Raw genomic sequence first — 19,063 nt, 5'->3', positions numbered from 1 at the left:
TCATTCCCCTGTTTTCATTGGCAGTGTGAATGTGAACACACTCCCCTCGTCGGGTTTGCTCTCGACTCGAATGTCGCCGCCCAGAAGAGCAGTCAGTTTCTTGCAGATAGACAGGCCGAGACCGGTACCTTCCTGCTTGCGGTTCAGCCCGGTATCGAGTTGGCGGAACTCTTTGAACACTTTGCTCACGTCCTCGGCATTGATGCCGATACCCGTGTCCTTCACACTGATCACTAGCCGATCATCGCTGAGGCAACATTTGATGCCCACTTCCCCGTGCTCGGTGAATTTCACCGCGTTGTTTAACAGATTGATCAGAATCTGCTCGACTCGCCGCCGGTCACTGGTAATACAACCCGCTTCGGGCGCCACCTCAACGGTCAGAGACAGTCCCTTCTTCTCGGCCAACAAGCTCACCTTTTGTGCCGCTTTCTCAATCGTTTCGCGTATATTAAAAGCCTCCGGCACGATCTCTACCTCGCCCACCTCGATCTTGGAGATATCCAGCACATCATTGATAAGTTCAAGCAGATGACGGGCGCTGCCCTGCACCATGCCGAGTTGCTTGGTCTGTTCTTCGGACAGGGGGCCGGCCAGGCCTTGCAGGATGATACCCGTGAAGCCGATGATCGAGTTAAGCGGCGTACGCAGTTCATGGGACATGGAGGCGATGAACATGGATTTTAGTTGATCTAACTCCATTAATGTTTCGTTGGCCTCTGCCAACTCGCGGGTACGCGTCGCTACGCGCTGCTCCAGCGAAAGTCTCAGGCGAAGATTAATCAGCGCGGTCGAGACCTGCTGGGCAAAAAGATTAAGGCTCTGTTTGTCTACTTCATCAAAGGGCTCACCGTTACGGAAAGCAGACAATCCACCAATGACCTTGTCCTCGTGTCGGAGTGGCGCAAGCACACCCGTGTTGACGTTCAGTGTCCGGCCGAATTCCGGGATGACGCGGGAATCGTCCGCCAGATTAGGTACGTGGACCGGCTCACCGTGCTCAGCGACCCAGCCGCAAAGCCCACCCCCCTGTAACGGCATTGTCTTGCCCTTTAATAGCTCCGCTTTGGCCCCTGCCGCAGCCACGTAGGTGAAAGATTCTCCGGATTCATCGAGCAGCGGCAAGGTGGCCAGGTCTGCATTCACGAGTGCCAGGATGCCCTGGTTGACCAGGTCATAAAATTCTTCGACCGGGCCTTCCTGCTGGATCAACTTACTTACCCACTCGTCGAGCATGATTAGGGCTTCATTTTGACGGCGACGTGTTTCTTCGACCTCTACACGCTCAGTGATATCGCGCAGGGCGACGGTAAAAAATATTTCACCGCCTAGATCCAACTTGGATATGGAAGCCTTAATTGGAAATTCCTCGCCGTTTTTTCTGCATCCGAGTAATGGCAGGGAACGCTCGTTCATCTGGCGAGCCGGTGCCTCTTCATCCTCAAAGTGCTTAATGTTTTCTTGATGCTTGTGACGAAACCTTTCCGGCAGCAACACATCCAGGGGATGACCCAGCACCTCGTCTGGAGAATAATCGAAAATCCGCTCGGCAGCGGGATTAAACAGAATAATCTTCTGCGAGTGATCCACCGTAATGATAGCGTCATTGGCTACCTGAATAATTCCTGACAACCGCGCCTCGCTCTGTCGCAACTTCTCATCAGCTTGTAGGCGCTCGGTGATGTCGCTTGAGATGCCGCAAATCCCATAGAGTGCCTGGTCAGCATCATATAAAGGGAACTTCTGTGAGATGTACGTATGCGGTCCATCTTTATGAGGCGCGATCTCTTGAATTTCCATAGGCTTTTCATCGCGGATTACTTTAAGGTCATTCATATGAATTGTATCAGCGACCTCCTTTGGAAAGATGTCATGGTCGGTCTTGCCGATCGTGTTGTCATTCGCGATACCGAACAACTGCTCAAAACGCCGGTTGGTCATTAAATAGCGTCCTGCTTTATTCTTGATATAAATGATCGCATCCGTGTTATCGATGATATCCCGGAGTTGTTTGTCACGTTCTCTGACGGTACGTTCCGCGTGGTCGCGGGATTTCAATAGATCTGACCAGCCACGGGCCAGTAAACCGAATTCGTCTAAGGAACTGGGTACCGGATAAGTAGGGATACCTGCTCCGAAAACGTCGCCTAAGGGCTGCTTTAGTGCATGCATTCCCTGATGAAAACTACGCAGAGCGACCCATGTGCCGGCTCCAGCGATCAGTACGAGCATAAACCAGAGTACAATGGTTTCGATCGCGAGGAATCCGGTCCGGTTGAAATAGTACGTTAATAATATGGTATCGATCATGACCGGCGTGAACAGGCCGAGCACTGTGACCTTCAACCGCAAGGGTGCGACCATCACCGTGACTCCCCGTGGCGCCAGAAAGCGGCCCAGCAGATCGGTAAGGTAGAAAAACAGCGGAAAGGCGGCGATTAGAAGGAATGGGATGACACCGAATGCCGAAAATACGTACTGTCCTAAGGTGTACTCTGTGCCTTGAAAGACGGCATTGGATAACAAGACAGTAGCGGGCCCAAAACTGCTGTACAGGCCTAGCAACCCCCAGAATATCCAGGGAAACGCCTTCAGTCTCCTAGTATGTGCGGGAACAAGTGTAGGCTGACGATCACCGAGCGCTACGACCGGTTCGATGACCAGGTACTTGAACACGAAAAATGCGATGAGCGTGAAAACGGCGATATAAACCCCGGTAAACCGGATCAGACTCAAGCCCGCTTCCTCTAACTCCCAGAAACCTAAAAAGGTCATGCCAAGTTCACCCGTCGCTGGCGGGATCAACCAGGCCGCAATGAGACCGGCGCGAAAGCGGCGCCGGAATTCATCCTTGGCAAGTTCGGTGGAAACTATCGAATTTTCAACCATAGCTTTGCTCGTTAGCCTCCGGATGCTTGTCTTGATGACCCCCGCTTATCTGATAGCGAAATGGTCTATTAGTGCATCGACCTCCCAGGCGAGCAAGCCAATACCCTGGGACAGTGCCATGATGCTCCACGTATTGCCGAAGACACCCCCCGAAAATCGTTCAGAGGTCGGCATGGTCGGAGAGGGCCTGTTGCTCTCGCCATGTGTTTTATCGTTCATGCTCTCCTCTTGCTCCCGCTCATGAACCACGCGTTCACCTTGTTTGTTCCTCAGATAGCGGGAGCCCTGCCTCAGTCCCTAGCCCGGTACTTATGGGCGATATGCACAAACTCGTCGAAGCTGGTCAGGAAGGCATCGGTGACGTCTGGATCGAACTGGCGACCGCGATCCGCGGCGATGACCTCTCGGGCTTTTTCGAATGGCATGGGCGGCTTGTATACCCGTTTCGAGATAAGGGCGTCGAAGACGTCGGCCAGGGCCATGAGCCGGGCCGAGACGGGAATGGCGTCCCCGGCCAGGCCGTCCGGGTAACCGTTCCCGTCCCAGCGCTCGTGGTGCCAATGGGCGATCTGCTTGGCCAGGGTGAAAAAATCCACCGGCTGATCGACATCCCTCTCGGCTTGCTCGATGGCCCGCGCGCCAAGCTCCGCGTGCGTCTTCATGACCACCCATTCATCGTCTGTGAGCTTACCTGGTTTGAGCAGGATGCTATCTGGAATACCCACCTTGCCGATGTCGTGCAAAGGCGCTGATCGGCTCAGCAGCGGGATGTAATGATCCGTGATGGTGTCGCTGAAGCGGGGGTGATCCTGAAGCTGTGTCGCCAGGACCTGGACATAGGATTGGGTGCGGAGGATATGGTCGCCGGTCTCCGAGTCACGGGTTTCCGCCAGATGCGCCAGGGCGCGTATGCTCACGTTCTGGATGGCCTGGTTTTCTTCCATACGCCGGGCGACCTCGGCTTCGAGATAGGCGTTCTTATCGTGGAGAAAATCACGGGCCTGCTTCAGTATCAGATGGGCTTTGACTCGGGCCAGCAGGATCGCTGGTCTGATGGGCTTGGTGATGTAATCCACCGCGCCCAGTCTCAGCCCCTTCTCTTCGTCTGCCGCCGTCTCCATGGCAGTGACAAAAATCACCGGTATATCGTGGGTGGCCTGATTTTCTTTTAGTCGTGACAATACAGAGTAGCCATCCATTCCGGACATCAGTACGTCGAGTAGTATCAGGTCAGGGCGTGGGTCCGTAGTGGCTACCTGCAACGCCCGCAACCCGGAGTTGGCGGCTCGCACCCTGTAAGTGGATTCAAGTACCTTGCTCATTGCCGACAGAATTGTTGGATCATCGTCAACAATGAGTAGTGTTGCTTCGCTCATGGGCTTCCCATTTCTTAAGACGGCTGCAAGGGAATTCTAGAGCAACTCTGCTGCACTCACCTTGTTTGCGGTGGTAGTCAGAGCCGTCACCGTGAATAGGGTTGGATTAATCCAGCGGTTCCCCGGCTTGGATGTAGGGTGGCGCCTGGCCGGGTTGTTCCCCCCGCTCCGAGATGATTGCATCCAGAGCGGCAATCAACGCCTGCTGCTCCTCATCCAGCTCCCCATAGAGTGTAGTGAAGCGTGCCTGAATTGCGACAATGCCTTGCCGCAGTGTCTGTCCAATTGCTCGGCGCAGGCTGGCGGCGGCGGAGGGCTTTGTGCGTTGCTGTAGCAGCTGTGGGATCAGCCAGGCGAGCAGCACCAGCAGTGTGGTATGAATGGCGAAATCGAGACCGAGGAAGGCCTGTTCTCCCCGTGTGCCGGCATAGAAATCAGCCACTACATGATAGCCGGCCCAGGCCGCTGCCGCCAGCGGCAGCAGCCCGCTGAGCAGGCGGAAACCACGGTAGAGCAGCCGTTGCCCGGCGCGGCCGGGGCGGGCCAGCGCCTCAGTTGCGGCCCGCTCGATCGGCCCCAGCAGCAGTGGTTGATGCTCCGCATGCAGCCGTTTGAGGTGACGTTTGAGCGGTCTGACAGGCAGCTGATGGAGGACAGCATGGTTCTCCAGTTCCAGCAGCAGATCGGCGAAGCGCTGCTCATTGTGTTGTGACCAGATTACCGACTGCCAGGCGGCAGGGTCTGGGGGGATGGGGGCTGGCGCGCTGTCGAGCCGCCAGAAGCGCTCTTGCTGTTCGGCGCTCTGCAACGGGCGGATCAGCGCCTCGGCACTCAACGCCATCTCCTGGGTGAGTTGTTCAAGGCGCTGCTGGCTGATGGCAAGGAAGCCGGCCTGGATCTGCGCCAGGTCGTGGCGACTGAGCTGTTGGCGCATCTGCCCGGCGAAGGCCTGCAGTTCCGCCTCCCGCGCCTGCAGGCCCAGGCGTTTGAACAGCTCTAGACCGTAGGTTTCGATGGCACGGTTGATGGTTGCTTCCAGTTGCGGGAAGTCATCCTCCCCTGCCGTGACAGTGCAGCTGGTGCGCAGGATGGCCGGATCGCTGAAGCCTTCGCGCTGCAGCCGCCGGCGGAAGTCATCGAGCTGCTGCGGTGCGCCCTGATCCCAATGGTTGATCACAAACAGCCAGGCGTGGTGTTGGCCGCGTTGCTGCAGGAAACGCCAGCCCAGGTCGTCGTGGTAGCGATCCGGGCTGACCACATAGACCATCCAATCGACGTAGGGAAGCCAGGCTTCCACCAGCGCCCGGTGACGCTGCTCGATGCTGTCGATATCGGGCAGGTCGAGCCAGGCCACCAGCCTGCGCCGGTCGTTCTGATGATAGGCGGTGACGGTCTCTTCGAGAGGCAGCTCAGCGGGCAGCTGTGCCAGCGGGAAGTCTTGATGCAGATAGAGGGTGACCTCCTGAGAAGTGGGGCGCTGCACCCCGACCCGGGCGATCTGCTGCTGCGCCAGCCGGTTTAGCAGGCTGCTTTTGCCGACCCCGGTGCCACCGAAGAAAGCGACGATCAGCGGTCGTTCGCGGCTATTGGTGAACAGATCATCTGCCTGCTGCTGTTCGATCTGCGCTAGTTGTTGCTGCGCCTGGGCTGGGATCCAGCCGCTCTGCCTGGCGCTGTCTGTCCATTCTCTGAGGGCCTGAAACTGTTGTTGAAATGTGTCGCTCATGAGGTGAGTTTTTTGAGTGCGTCGGTTGCCTGGGCGAGCTCCCCGGCATTGATCTGAAACAAGCCCTCACAGGGCATCTGCTGGGCCAGTTGCCGTAGCTGCTTGCCCAGCGCCTGATCAAAAATCCGGCTCTCCACTGCCAGCCGCTGGCGGGCCTTGAGCTGCTCACGGATAGTGTGCATGTAGTGGCCGCCGGCGCTCTCCGCCAGGCTGGAGGTGAAGGCGAGCATCGCCGGGGCGAATAGCAGGTCACTGATGCCGATACCGCCGGTCTTCAGCGCGAAGGCGATGCCCGCTGCATCCAGGGTGGCGCGGGTGGCGCGCAGGCTGTGCAGCTTGCCGGGGTGGTGTTGCAGATGCTGATAGAGCTGCTCACCGGCCTGGCGGATCTCCGGTTCGAAGGCGTGCTGGTGGGCCTGGATGGCGTCAGCGGCCTGTTGGCTGAGGGCTGTCTGCTGTTGTAGCAGTGCGACGCCGAGCTGGCTCCACCAGAGATTGCTGGGAGTGCCGGACTGGCTGGCCTGTTCGCCCAGCTGTTGCTGTAGCGAGAGCAGCAGGTGGCGGACCGCGTCGTTCAGCACCTGGGCCTCATGCCCAGTTTCGTTGCCGTCGCCCTTGTCTGTCTGGATCAGCTTCCCCAACTGGCGTGCCGGCCAGCTCAGGTAGTGGCGTGCGCGGCTTAAAACCGGGGCCAGACCGGGGATCTCCAGCAGCTGCAGCAGCTCGGCGATGGCGCGCTGGAAGGTCTCTTCGTAGTTGGAGTGCTCCAGGTAGTCGCGCTGGTAGATCGCCAACGCCTCGGCGATGCCGTTGTCGATGGCCGTTGCCCATTGTTGAGCGGCGCTGTGCTCTTCCTGCAGCGGTTTGCTCCAGGCCGGCCAGTAGTGCTGCAGCAGCTCGGCGAGCCGCGCCTGAGGGATGGTGCCAGTGTGCTGTTCGATGGCCGCCGTCACCGTGCGGCGCAGCGCCTCCGCCTCGGGAGTGTCGGCGAGGGTGGCCTCGCCCTCAGGGAGGTAGGGGAGGGCGACTATACCGAGATAGGTGATCGACTCCTGCTGCAGCCGCTCTGCCAGGGTCTGGGTGAGGATCCTGGCCTCCTCGTTGCTGGTCTTGTTGAGGCAGATCACCAGCGGCAGGCCCACCGGGGCGATCAGCCGCAGCAGCCGCCATACTGACTGATCAGCATACTTCTCGCGGCTCACCACCAGCAGGATCGCATCCGCCATCGCGCAGAGGGTGGGGATGCGGTGGCGGTAGTGGCGTGCGCTGACCGAGTCGAAGTCGGGGCTGTCCCAGATCAGCAGCGGGGCGGCTTGTTGCCCGGAGCCGGAATCGAGCCGGCACAGGGAGTAGTCGTCTGCTTCGCCGGGGGGATGGTTGTTGGCCAGCCGCCAGTCGGGGAACTGGACGGTGATGGCGGTGCGCTGCTCGCTGCTCAGCGTGGTAGTGCTGAAGCCCTGCGGATGCTGGGTGAAGCCCGCCAGCGGGCTCGCTTCAGCGGCGCTCTGACCGAGCAGCAGATTCACCAGACTGCTCTTGCCCGACTGGGTGGGGCCGATCACCGCCAGCTGGGGCGGCAGGCCGGTAATTGTGGGGCGGTTGCCGCTGCGCCGCAGCAGGCTGATGGCGAAGTTGAGCGGATCGGCGAAGGGGCTCTCTGGATTGCTGTCGGCCAACCCCTCCGCACGGCGCTGCAGCCGTTCTAAAAAGTGCAGCAGGGTGTCCGTTTCGTCGCTCATCAATCGGCTCTGTCTAGATCTCGGCGTAGGAGCGCCGCTGGCGGCGCGAATTGGTGATGAGCCAATCTTTGCGCGCCGCGAGCAGCGCTCCTACAGGGTGGGTAGTGCGAATCGGATCAGGTGATAACGGTTGGTTCGCTGCGGCCGGTACGGGCCTCGATCTCGGCTAGTTCGGTGGCGATCTGTACCAGCGGCTGCATCACCTTGGCGGTCTCCAGGGTGTGCTTGTCAGGATCGGGCTCGTAGGCCTCCAAGTATACGCGCAGGGTGGCGCCGACGGTGCCGGTGCCGGAGAGGCGGTAGACGATACGTGAGCCACCGCTGAAGCCGATGCGGATGCCCTGGTTTTTCGAGATGCTGCCATCTACCGGATCGGTGTAGGCGAAGTCGTCGGCGTAGTCGACTGTGTAGTTGCCGAACTGGCTGCCGGGCAGTGCGCTGAGGCGGCTGCGCAGGTGCTCCATCAGCCCCTCGGCGGCGGCCTTGTCCACCGCCTCGTAGTCGTAGCGGGTGTAGAAATTACGGCCGAACTTACGCCAGTGGTCGCGCACGATCTGCTCTACTGACTCCTGGCGCACCGCCAGCAGGTTGAGCCAAAACAGCACTGCCCACAAGCCATCTTTCTCGCGCACATGGTCGGAGCCGGTGCCGAAGCTCTCCTCGCCGCACAGGGTGATCTTACGGGCGTCGAGCAGGTTGCCGAAGAACTTCCAGCCGGTGGGGGTCTCGTAGCACTCCAGGCCGAGGGCGTCGGCGACCCGGTCGGCGGCCTGGCTGGTGGGCATTGAGCGGGCGACGCCGCTGATGCCGCTTTTGTAACCCTTGATCAGGTGGGCGTTGGCCGCCATCACCGCCAGGCTGTCGCTAGGGGTGACGAAGAAGTTGCGGCCGAGGATCATGTTGCGGTCGCCGTCACCGTCGGAGGCGGCGGCAAAGTCGATGGCGTTGATGCCGCTGGTGAGCTTCACGATCTCTTTGGCATGGGCCAGGTTTGGATCGGGGTGACCGCCACCGAAGTCCTCCTTGGGCTCGCCGTTGATCACGGTGCCAGGCTCGGCACCGAGGATGCCCTCGATGATGCGTTTGGCATAGGGACCGGTAACCGCGTGCATGGCGTCAAAGCGCATCTGGAACAAGCCGGAGTTGAACAGCTGGTGGATGCGTTCGAAGTCGAACAGCTGCTTCATCAGTTCGGCGTAGTCGGCCACCGGGTCGATCACCTCGATGCTGGTGTCGCCGAGCTGCTGGATGCCGAGCTGGTCCAGGTCGATGTCTGTTGCCTCGACGATGCGGTATTCGCTGATCGTCTTGGTGCGCTCGAAGATCGCTTCGGTGACCCCCTCGGGAGCAGGGCCGCCGTTGGCGGTGTTGAATTTGATGCCGAAGTCCTCATCCGGGCCGCCGGGGTTGTGGCTGGCGGAGAGGATGATGCCACCGTTGGTTTTGTATTTGCGGATCACGCAGGAGGCAGCGGGGGTGGAGAGGATGCCGCCCTGGCCGACAATCACCCGGGCGACACCGTTGGCGGCGGCGAGACGAATGATAATCTGGATCGCCTGGCGGTTGTAGAAGCGGCCGTCACCACCCAGCGCCATCACGCCACCCTTCAGGTCGGCCTGGGTGTCGAAGATCGACTGCACAAAATTTTCCAGGTAGTTGGGGCCCTGAAATACTTTGACCTTCTTGCGCAAGCCCGAGGTGCCTGGTTTTTGGTCGTCGAACGGATGGCTGGTGATGCTGGAGATTTCCATTTGACCTCTTCTGTGCGTTGGGTGACTGCAGAACGGGCCTATTCAAGCACAGGAGTGATGGGAATCGAACCCCTGCTTGAAAAGATGGGACATCGCCCCCATCTGTTGGCCGATTCGCTGAAATCGCGCGATTTTTTAAGTGTATGTATTTGATGGAGGTTGATATTCCCCATGAGTGTTGAAGCCCAGAAGGAGACCCTGGCGTTCCAGGCCGAGGTGAGTCAGGTGTTGAACCTGGTGATCCGTTCCCTTTACAGCAATAAGGAGATCTTCCTGCGGGAGCTGGTCTCCAACGCATCTGATGCGGCAGAGAAGCTGCGTTTTGAGGCGCTGACCGACGAGGCGCTGTTTGAGGATGACCCTGAACTACGGATCCGCGTGACGATGGACAAGGAGGCGGGCACCCTGACCATCTCCGACAACGGTATCGGTATGAGTCGTCAGGAGGTGACCGAGACCATCGGCACTATCGCCAGCTCCGGCACCAAGAAGTTTTTTGAGGCGTTGAGCGGTGATCAGACCAAGGATAGCGAGCTGATCGGTCAGTTTGGTGTCGGCTTCTACTCTGCCTTTATCGTTGCCGACAAGGTGACCCTGATCACCCGCCGTGCCGGCCTCGCCGAAGAGCATGGGGTGCGCTGGGAGTCCACCGGCGAGGGTGACTACAGTATCGAGAACGTGGATAAGCCCAGCCGCGGTACCGACGTGATCCTGCACCTGCGTGAGGATGAGAAGGAGTTCCTGGAGGACTACCGGCTGCGTTCCATTATCTCTAAGTTCTCCGACCATATCGCGATGCCGGTGGAGATGGAGAAGCAGCGGTTCGGCGAACCAGAGGCGGGGGAAGAGCAACCGGAGCAGCCAGAGTTTGAGCGGGTCAACAAGGGCACTGCGCTGTGGATGCGGCCCAAGTCGGAGATCAGCGACGAGGAGTATAAAGAGTTCTACAAACACGTCTCCCATGACTTTGAAGAGCCGCTCGCCTGGGCCCACAATCGGGTCGAGGGCAACAACGAATACTCCGCGCTGCTCTACATCCCCAGCCGCGCCCCGTTCGATATGTGGGACCGGGATCAGAAACATGGCGTAAAACTCTTCGTGCGCCGCGTCTTCATCATGGACGAGGCGGAAAAGCTGATGCCGCGCTACCTGCGTTTCATCAAAGGTGTGGTCGATTCTGATGACCTGCCGCTCAATGTCTCCCGTGAGATCCTGCAGCACAATCGCAAGATCGACACCATCCGCCAGGCCAACGTCAAGCGCGTACTCGGCATGCTGGAGAAGATGGCGAAGAATGAGCCCGAGAAGTACCAAACCTTCTGGGACCAGTTCGGCAAGGTGATGAAAGAGGGGCCGGCGGAGGAGTTCGGTAACAAGGAGCGGATCGCCGGGCTGCTGCGCTTCGCCTCCACCCATAACGATGACGACACCCAGAATGTCTCTCTGGCCGACTACATCGGGCGTATGAAAGAGGGGCAGGAGAAGATCTACTACATCACCGCCGACAGTGCCGCTGCCGCTCGCTTCAGCCCGCATCTAGAGCTGCTGAAGAAGAAGGGCATCGAGGTGCTGCTGCTCTCCGACCGGGTCGACGAGTGGCTGGTCTCCAGCCTCACCGAATTCGACGGCAAGCCGCTGCAGTCGGTGGCCAAGGGCGCCCTCGATCTGGGTGAGCTGGAAGACAAGGAGGAGAAAGAGGCCCAGGAGAAGTCGGCGGAGGAGCACCAGGGGCTGCTGGAGCGGGTCAAAAAGGTGCTCGGCGAGACGGTCAAAGAGGTGCGCGTCAGCCACCGGCTCACCGACTCCCCCGCCTGCCTGGTGGTGGAGGAGCACGACATGAGTGCCAATCTGGCGCGGGTGCTGAAGTCGGTTGGCCAGGACGCGCCCGGCACCTCACCGATCATGGAGCTCAACATGCAACACCCCCTGCTGGAACGTCTCGATCAGGAACCCGACGAAGATCGCTTCGCCGACCTGACCCGGGTTTTGTTCGACCAGGCCCAACTGGCGGAGGGTGGTCAGCTGGATGACCCGGCGGCCTTTGTGCGGCGGCTCAATACATTGATGTTGAATCTTTCGGGAGAGTGAGCGCCTGCCGGCGCGAGACGTTTAGGGAACCTCTGATTAAGTCTGGACGAAGTTGATTGTGACTCAGAATATTCAGATTCAAGGCGCAAATCGCATGTAAAGCTACCGTTCCCTGCTCACGCTCCTCCCCTACATCCCTGTAGGGGATTGCGAACGACTGCATGGATGCAGGAGGTAGAGTCACGCATGGAGCCGTTGCCGAGATTTGCAACGCAGAAGCTGAATATTCTGGGCACAAGATACGAGTTCATGACCTGATCAGAGGCTCCTTAGCCCCGCTGCCTCTAGTCCGGTTTTAAGAGCGGGGAGCTTATTCGGGTAGCGTTTACGCAGCCTGCCTCCAGGCAGGCTGCGCTCTGCAAGAAATAAAAGTGTGGTAGGATCGCCTCGGTTGGCAGATTGTTTGGAGATCCGAGACCAAGAAGACTCGTAAGTCCTTGACGAAATATCACGTTATTCGGCGCCCTCCGTCTCCTGCGAAAGCAGTATCGTCCCATTGGTCGGCGTTGATGGCACCATGTTTTTTTGGCGGGATTGGCCATGAAGTCGGTGTTTGCTGGCCTTTCGGGCATGACGGGGAGGTTTTGCCGCGCTTCGAATGGTGAGGGCTAAGAACATCCGTCGCGAAGCCAATCAAGGGGGAGTAGGAGTCTGGTGGACTTGCATCAATTGCATCTGCCGGGCTAAATGCGCGATTGCCTGCCCAAGCCAGCTAGTCTGAACAGCTGCATTCGGATCGCAGACACTTGAGTCGAACCTTCCCGGCTTAGGGAGCCGGCAGGTGGTCGGTCGGATGTTGCGCCATGCTGACGCAGTTTTCATCTGCTTCAGGGGCGGCAGCCAGCGGTGAAAGAGAGAATAAGAGAAAGCCGGGCCTGAATCGGCGGTTTGAAGAGCATCATGACCAATAAAGTTGTCCACCTATTTATGTGGTCCCTGTTACTGCCTGTGCTGGCGGCGTGTACGCCTGCGGCTGGCGTAAAAAGTGATCCAGCGCGGCAGGAGCCAGTTGTAGCGCACGGATCGACTCAAGAGTGGATGCAGGAAGAGAGCATGCCGGAATCTGCCGCGGTTGCTCCAACCACGCTCCCTTCAGGACGGGGGAGTGAGCCCGTTCAATCAGCCAAAGCTCCTTTTTACAAAGTTGGCAGTGGAAAGTTTCTGAATCTCTCAGGTCAGGGTGAAGAGAGCGGTTCGGCGGGTGAGATTACGCTCCACTTCGACGGCATCGAACTGCATGAGGTTGTGCGGATCGTATTCGAGGAGATCCTGAAACAAAACTACCTCATCGATCCACGGGTGCAGGGTGTGGTTACCATGCGCACCTATAACCCTGTACCGATCGACAGCGTGATGGGGATTCTTGAGTCGCTCCTGCAGAGCTATGGTGCCGCGATGATCTACGACGCAGGGCTCTATCGGATCATCCCCCTTGCGGATGCCGCTAAACAGTCCAGTGTTCCGGTTGTCGGCAAGGTGGGGGCGGCAGGCATCGCGGGCTTTGGTACCCAGATTGTGCCGTTGCGCTACATCGCAGCGAGGGAGATGAAGAAGATCCTCGGCTCGGTATCCTCGGCTGAGCTGACCTTCACGACTAACGATGCGCGTAACCTGCTGCTGATACGTGGCTCGCGTTTTCAGATCAATCAGGCCCTTGAGACGGTAAAGTTGTTCGACGTGGATTGGTTGAAGGGGATGTCCTTCGGCCTGTTCGCATTGGAGTATGCGGATGCCGCCACCTTGGTCGATGAGTTGAACAAGCTGCTGGTCGCTACCGATGAGGGGCCCTTGTCTGGCATGGTTCGCCTGGTGCCAGTGGCGCGGCTCAATTCGGTGATGGTGATTACCCCTCAGCCGGGTTATCTCGATACCATCAAGGAGCTGGTGGAGCGGTTCGACCAGGGTGGTACAACATCGCCGGGTCAACGGCTCTACGTCTATCGCCTGAAGTATGGTAAGGCGGATAGCATCGCTGGGTTGCTGCAGGAGATCTTTGGTGGCGGGGGAGGGAAAAGCGCCCCCAGTTCGGATCAGGCCTCCCCCCCGGCGGAGCGTTCCAATGTGCGTTCGCCGACCCAGAGTGCGATCACACCACCGCCACAGCTGACCGATAAGCCACTCGATCCGGCGGTTCAGATGGGGGCGGCGGCGATGGATCCGGCGGGCGAGCCGGCGCCGGGCATTGCTGGCCAAGGTGAGGTAAAGATCATCGCCGATCAAGATCGTAACGCGATCCTAGTTTTGGCTTCGGCGCGGGATTACAAGTCGGTGGAGGCGACCATCCGCAAGCTCGATGTGCCGCCGATGCAGGTGTTGATAGAGGCGACCATCGCTGAGGTCTCTCTGACCAATAACCTGAGTTATGGCGTGCGCTGGTTCCTGCAGGGAAATATGGGGGGGAGCGATAAGTGGCAGGGTGGGCTGAACCTGCCGCTGCCGAGTGGGGTCTCGGGCTCCGGGTTCTCGCTGGGGATTTTGAACAGTATGGATGAGTTGAAGCTCTTCTTTAATCTGTTGAACGCCCAATCCTCGGTCAAATTCCTCTCCGCGCCGCAGATCATGGTGGTCGATAATCAGTCGGCCAGCTTTAGGGTCGGCGATCAGATCCCGATCATCACACGCTCCTCCCAGAGCACCACCAATCCCGACGCCCCGATCGTTACCGAAGTCCAGTTCCGTGACACCGGTACGCTGCTTACCGTCACGCCCCGGGTCAATGTCGGTGGAATGGTGACCTTAGAGATCAGCCAGGAGGTGAGCAAACCGGGTTCGGCGCCAGCGGTTGGGGGCGGTGGGAATGTCCCCATTGCGCAGCGTACCGTGGACAGCACGGTGGTGGTGAACAGCGGTCAGACGATTATCCTGGGTGGGCTTATCAGTGAGACCAGTAACGACACCAAGGACGGGATCCCGATCTTGATGGATCTCCCCGGGGTGGGAAAAATGTTCAGCAACACGACGAAAGATGTTGCGCGTACCGAGCTGATTATCACCATCACGCCACGGGTGGTGGCCAATCCAATGCAGGCCAAAGTGCTGACCGACGAGCTGCGCAAGAGTCTCAAAGAGGCGAGTGCGCTGGAGCGCTCGATCAGACATTAACGCCCATGCGGAATCTTAGATGCACAGGATGGCTAGTGATGGGGCGCATTGGCTGTTCTTCACTCCTCTTCGAGAAATCCTGAATGACCACCGATGTGAGTATCAAGGGGCAGCCTTCCCCCTCTGCCAGCCCACAACAGAAGGCCAGTCTGCTCGATAGCGGGATTGGTGGTTATTTGGTGCAGACCGGCAGGCTGCGCAGGGAGGAGGCAGAAAATGCCCTTAGAATCTTCTCCGAGCAGCAGAGCGAGAGCTCTTTTGCCGTGCTGCTGGTGCGGATGGGAATGCTCTCCGGCCAGGAACTGGCACAGGCCCAATCGGCGTTTCATGGGATCCCGCTGATCGACGAGAGCGAGTTCCCGGAGAGATTGCCCTATGGCTCGCGTATCTCGTTGGCGTTTCTGAATCGCAATCTGTGCGTGCCGGTGCAGGAGGACGAGGCGGGCCTGATGGTGGCGATGGCCGATCCGGATAACCCCTACCTGCTTGAGGCCCTGAGGATGGTCTCGGGTTGTGAGGTGGTGCCGCGGGTCGGGGTGGTGTCGGAGATCGAGGCCGCCTTCCGGCAGCGCTACACCGAAACCGATGAGGAGGCGGCTGCCAGGGGGGAGGTGGGGCGTCTTGGCGCGGTTGGCGATGATGATATCGAGCACCTCAAAGAGTTGGCCAGTGAGGCGCCGGTCATCAAGCTGGTGAACCAACTGATCCAGCAGGCAGTAAACCAACAGGCGTCAGATATCCATATCGAACCTTTCGAGCAGAGCTTGAAGGTTCGATACCGCATCGATGGCATCATGCGTGAGATTGAGGACGCCCCAGCCGAGGTTGCTGCGGCGGTTGTTTCGCGGGTCAAGATATTGGCGAATCTGAATATCGCCGAGCGGCGGTTGCCACAGGACGGTCGCTTTAAGATAAAGGTCAAGGGCGTCTGGCTCGATCTGCGGGTATCGACCGTACCGACAGTGTATGGCGAGAGCGTGGTGTTGCGGTTGCTGCACAGTGAGGGCGCAGGGGGGGACTTTAAGTGCTTGGGCTTTACCCGTGAGCAGGAGGAGAAGCTGCGTGCTGCCCTGTCGATCCCGCATGGCATCATCCTGGTGACTGGCCCCACTGGGAGCGGTAAGACCACCACCCTCTATGCGGCGCTGAATCACCTGAACACCCCGGAACGGAAGATCCTTTCCGTGGAGGATCCGGTCGAATATAACATCGACGGCATCAACCAGATCCAGGTTAAGCCACAGATCGGCTTGACCTTCTCCAACGCCCTGCGTTCGATCGTGCGGCAGGATCCCGATGTCATCATGATCGGTGAGATGCGTGATCAGGAGACCGCAGCCATCGCTATACAGTCGGCTCTGACTGGTCACCTGGTGCTTTCTACACTGCACACCAATGATGCGGCTGGCAGCATCACGCGTTTGCTCGATATGGGGGTGGATGACTTTTTGCTGAAATCGACGCTGACGGCGGTATTGGCCCAGCGATTGGTGCGTCGCTTGTGTGATGCGTGCAAGCAGCCCTATCGGGTTGGCGAGGAGCTGGCCCAGCGCTTGCGCCTGTCGGCGAGCGTTGAGATGGAGACGGCGCAGTTCTACACCGCCCACGGCTGTGAGCAGTGTCGCGGTACAGGTTATATCGGGCGGGCGGCGATCGTGGAGATCATCCTGCTCGACGATAAGATCAGGGATCTGATCATGGCGCGCGCCGATTCACTCAGCATCGCACGTCAGGCACGCTCGGCTAACATGCTCACACTGTATGAGGATGGTATGGCAAAGGCGGCAAAGGGTGTGACCACGATCGAAGAGATATTGCGGGTAACGCGGCTGGACTGATATGCCGAACTACTTTTTCAAGGCCGCATCACTGGACGGGGAGGTTACGGAGGGGACGACGGAGGGTGCGAGCCGAGAGGCTGTGGTCAAGATGATCCAGGCGCAGGGGCGGGTGCCGATTCAGGTCGAACTGAGCCATGCTTTGAGTGCCAGCTCCAAGGCTTTGAAGCCTGTTGGGCTGTTTAGGCGCAACAAAGACCAACTGCTGCTGTTTACCCGTGAACTATCGACGCTGCTCAAGGCGGGCTTGTCGCTCGATCGCTCGCTCGCGTTACTGATCTCGGTAAATAGTGATCCGGCATTTTCTCAGGTGCTGTCGGCACTGCAGGAAAAGATCAAGGGGGGGGACTCCTTTGCCGATGCCCTGGCAGCGCAACAGGGGATCTTCCCAGATATCTACATCAGCCTGGCGAGGGCGGGTGAGCTGGGTGGTACCCTCGAATCGGTCATGGCCCGTTTGGCGGATCATCTGGAACGCAGTAGCGAACTGAAGGGCTCGTTGAAGTCCGCCATGATCTACCCGATCATCCTGGTGATAGTCGCTATCGTGTCGATCATCATCCTTCTTACCTATGTCATTCCACAGTTCAAGGAGCTGTTTGAGGGGATGGGGGCCGCACTGCCGCTCTCCACTGCCATCGTGTTGCAGGCAGGGGATCTGCTAAAGGCCTATGGTTGGATCTTTGTCTCGCTGATTGTCCTGTTTGTGTTGTGGATTCGCTATCAGCTGCAGCGTCCAAAGGGACAGTACCGCTGGCATCGGCGCGTCCTCTCACTGCCGTTACTGGGGGAACTGATTACCAAGATGGAGGTCGCTGTCTTCTCCCGTACCTTGGGCACTTTGCTGCAGAATGGTATCCCGATGGTGAAGGCAATGGGGATTGTGCGTGAGACATTACAGAATCGGGTGATCGCCGACAGCATGGATGGGGTGATCAACGGGCTCAAAGAGGGGGCGCGATTGACCACGCAGCTGAAGAAGGCGGGGTGCTTTCCAGAGTTTTCGGTGCAGATGATCGGTGTGGGTGAAGAATCCGGAGAGCTGGAGCAGATGCTGCTGCATATAGCGGAGATATACGATAAAGAGGTGAACCGTTCGATTAAGCAGTCGTTGGCGATCCTGGAGCCAATGCTGATTCTGTTCCTGGGTGTGATCGTTGCTGGGGTGATCATGTCCATTCTGGTGGCGATCATGGGTATTAATCAACTGGTTATCTGAAGGATAGAGGTGATGAAAAGACGTTTTAGCGGGGCTCGTTCGATTGATTCCACGGGGTTTACACTCATCGAGCTGCTGGTGGTGTTGGTGATTCTGGGGTTGCTGGCGGGGTTGGTTGGGCCACAGATGATGCGTTATCTTGGCGGGGCCAAATCCGACACGGCGAAGTTACAGATTGAGGAGTTTGGCGCAGGTCTTGACCTTTATCATTTAGAGGTGGGGCGTTATCCAAGTACGGCAGAGGGGTTACAGGCGCTGGTGGAGGCGCCCGGTGGTGTCGATGGCTGGCATGGCCCCTACCTGAAAAAGAAGCGCATCCCCAAAGACCCCTGGGGTAGGGACTACCACTACCAATTTCCTGGAGAGAATGGCCTCTACGACCTCTATTCGCTTGGTCAGGACAACACGGAAGGTGGTGCTGGAGAGGACCAGGATGTGGTGAGTTGGTGAGTTGGTGAGGCTGGGGGGATGTCTCGTACCGCGGGCGGTTTCACGCTGTTGGAGCTGCTGCTGGTTCTGACTCTGATGGCGATGATGGTGGCGTTGGTTCCACCGCTGTTGAGTCGAGCCTTGCCAGGTGTTTCCGCCAGGAGTCTGGTGAACGATGTGGTGCTGATGGTTAGAGAATCACGCAGCCGGGCTATCGTCTCCAACCGGAAGCAGCAGATCTATTTCGACCGGCAGAGGCGAGCCCTGTTGAGCGAAGCCGGGCGTAATAGCTTGGATATCCCGGATGGGCTGAGGCTCGAGTTCGATAAAGGAGATGGGTTGGATAAGGTGGTGCTCTTCAGCGCCTATCCAGATGGCACGGTTAGCGGGGGGCAGATAGTGATCTGGAGTGAACAGCATCGTTTCCTGTTGCGGGTGAACTGGATCAGTGGGGTTCTGGAGGTGGAGGAGCGTTCGGGTGAGATCCCCAATTAAGCGGGGGACTCAGAGGGGATTTACCCTGATTGAGGTGCTGGTTGCTTTCGCAATCCTTGCCATGTCGCTGACGGTGCTCTACCGCATCTTCTCCGGTGGTTTAAGTAATATTTCGATTGCGCAGCGCCATATGGGAGCGCTGATGCTGGTGCAGGACTTGCTGGAAGGGACGGACCTGAACTGGCGGGAGCTGGAGGGGGTGGAGAGAGGCGAGAGCGTTGGTGGCTATCGCTGGAATCGCTCGGTGACGCCCTATGAAAGGAGCGATGCCAGTGGCAGAACTCAGGAGGGTGGGCTCTATCAAATTAAGGTCCGGGTTTCTTGGTCGTTGCTGGGTCGCCAGCGTGAGTTGAATATGAGTAGCCTCAGGCTTGATCCGCTAAAGCCACCATCGGTGAAGTGAGATGGATG

General features: G+C 58.6%; 12 protein-coding genes. 7 read left to right on the top strand and 5 right to left on the bottom strand.

The annotated features are described in order from the left end of the window. The 5 genes from L0Y14_RS12640 to L0Y14_RS12620 form a co-directional block, all read right to left on the bottom strand. Positions 1 to 2,889: a sensor histidine kinase gene (locus L0Y14_RS12640; RefSeq protein ID WP_006475356.1), complete on the bottom strand. Its 2,889-nt coding sequence runs from the start codon at positions 2,887 to 2,889 to the stop codon at positions 1 to 3. Between the two features lie 290 nt (positions 2,890 to 3,179). Beyond that, positions 3,180 to 4,265: an HD-GYP domain-containing protein gene (locus L0Y14_RS12635; protein ID WP_005959015.1), complete on the bottom strand. Its 1,086-nt coding sequence runs from the start codon at positions 4,263 to 4,265 to the stop codon at positions 3,180 to 3,182. Positions 4,266 to 4,371: 106 nt separating this feature from the next. After that, positions 4,372 to 5,991, bottom strand: a complete 1,620-nt coding sequence (locus L0Y14_RS12630; RefSeq protein WP_005959016.1) for a GTPase — start codon at positions 5,989 to 5,991, stop codon at positions 4,372 to 4,374. Further along, a complete protein-coding gene (locus L0Y14_RS12625) occupies positions 5,988 to 7,730 on the bottom strand; it encodes a GTPase domain-containing protein (protein ID WP_039959594.1) in 1,743 nt (580 codons plus the stop codon). The genes L0Y14_RS12630 and L0Y14_RS12625 overlap by 4 nt, the downstream gene beginning before the upstream one ends. 116 nt (positions 7,731 to 7,846) lie before the next feature. Then, a complete protein-coding gene (locus L0Y14_RS12620; RefSeq protein ID WP_005959018.1) occupies positions 7,847 to 9,481 on the bottom strand; it encodes an alpha-D-glucose phosphate-specific phosphoglucomutase in 1,635 nt (544 codons plus the stop codon). A 171-nt stretch (positions 9,482 to 9,652) separates the two neighbouring features. Between L0Y14_RS12620 and htpG the strand changes: the two genes are divergently transcribed. From htpG to L0Y14_RS12585, 7 genes are all read left to right on the top strand, one after another. Then, entirely contained in the window at positions 9,653 to 11,569 is a 1,917-nt protein-coding gene (htpG, locus tag L0Y14_RS12615; protein WP_006475363.1) for a molecular chaperone HtpG, read from the top strand. 1,053 nt (positions 11,570 to 12,622) lie between these two features. Beyond that, complete coding sequence (gene gspD / locus L0Y14_RS12610; RefSeq protein WP_240991695.1) at positions 12,623 to 14,671, top strand: type II secretion system secretin GspD; 2,049 nt, start codon at positions 12,623 to 12,625, stop codon at positions 14,669 to 14,671. Between the two features lie 83 nt (positions 14,672 to 14,754). Next, entirely contained in the window at positions 14,755 to 16,509 is a 1,755-nt protein-coding gene (locus tag L0Y14_RS12605) for a GspE/PulE family protein (protein ID WP_006475365.1), read from the top strand. Position 16,510: 1 nt separating this feature from the next. After that, positions 16,511 to 17,728, top strand: a complete 1,218-nt coding sequence (locus L0Y14_RS12600) for a type II secretion system F family protein (protein WP_005959022.1) — start codon at positions 16,511 to 16,513, stop codon at positions 17,726 to 17,728. 12 nt (positions 17,729 to 17,740) lie between these two features. Further along, the gene (gspG, locus tag L0Y14_RS12595) at positions 17,741 to 18,178 is read left to right on the top strand and encodes a type II secretion system major pseudopilin GspG (protein WP_006475367.1); all 438 of its coding nucleotides are present in this window, start codon (positions 17,741 to 17,743) and stop codon (positions 18,176 to 18,178) included. 18 nt (positions 18,179 to 18,196) lie between these two features. Continuing rightward, positions 18,197 to 18,652, top strand: coding sequence for a prepilin-type N-terminal cleavage/methylation domain-containing protein (locus tag L0Y14_RS12590; RefSeq protein WP_005959024.1), 456 nt, complete (start codon positions 18,197 to 18,199; stop codon positions 18,650 to 18,652). After that, positions 18,636 to 19,055, top strand: coding sequence for a prepilin-type N-terminal cleavage/methylation domain-containing protein (locus tag L0Y14_RS12585; RefSeq protein ID WP_240991696.1), 420 nt, complete (start codon positions 18,636 to 18,638; stop codon positions 19,053 to 19,055). Before L0Y14_RS12590 ends, L0Y14_RS12585 begins: the two co-directional genes overlap by 17 nt. Positions 19,056 to 19,063: the final 8 nt, after the last annotated feature.

The sequence above is a fragment of the Candidatus Endoriftia persephonae genome (genome assembly GCF_023733635.1).
Taxonomy (GTDB): domain Bacteria; phylum Pseudomonadota; class Gammaproteobacteria; order Chromatiales; family Chromatiaceae; genus Endoriftia; species Endoriftia persephonae.
The sequence above is the reverse complement of the archived record's forward strand: the minus strand, read 5'-3'. Positions and strand labels throughout refer to the sequence as shown.

Excerpts from the sequence above, each read along its gene's own strand:
- L0Y14_RS12600 (WP_005959022.1), top strand. The coding sequence starts at position 16,511 with ATGCCGAACTACTTTTTCAAGGCCGCATCACTGGACGGGGAGGTTACG.
- L0Y14_RS12620 (WP_005959018.1), bottom strand. The coding sequence starts at position 9,481 with ATGGAAATCTCCAGCATCACCAGCCATCCGTTCGACGACCAAAAACCA.
- htpG (WP_006475363.1), top strand. The coding sequence starts at position 9,653 with ATGAGTGTTGAAGCCCAGAAGGAGACCCTGGCGTTCCAGGCCGAGGTG.
- gspG (WP_006475367.1), top strand. The coding sequence starts at position 17,741 with ATGAAAAGACGTTTTAGCGGGGCTCGTTCGATTGATTCCACGGGGTTT.
- L0Y14_RS12630 (WP_005959016.1), bottom strand. The coding sequence starts at position 5,991 with ATGAGCGACACATTTCAACAACAGTTTCAGGCCCTCAGAGAATGGACA.
- L0Y14_RS12625 (WP_039959594.1), bottom strand. The coding sequence starts at position 7,730 with ATGAGCGACGAAACGGACACCCTGCTGCACTTTTTAGAACGGCTGCAG.
- L0Y14_RS12635 (WP_005959015.1), bottom strand. The coding sequence starts at position 4,265 with ATGAGCGAAGCAACACTACTCATTGTTGACGATGATCCAACAATTCTG.
- gspD (WP_240991695.1), top strand. The coding sequence starts at position 12,623 with ATGCCGGAATCTGCCGCGGTTGCTCCAACCACGCTCCCTTCAGGACGG.
- L0Y14_RS12605 (WP_006475365.1), top strand. The coding sequence starts at position 14,755 with ATGACCACCGATGTGAGTATCAAGGGGCAGCCTTCCCCCTCTGCCAGC.
- L0Y14_RS12590 (WP_005959024.1), top strand. The coding sequence starts at position 18,197 with ATGTCTCGTACCGCGGGCGGTTTCACGCTGTTGGAGCTGCTGCTGGTT.
- L0Y14_RS12640 (WP_006475356.1), bottom strand. The coding sequence starts at position 2,889 with ATGGTTGAAAATTCGATAGTTTCCACCGAACTTGCCAAGGATGAATTC.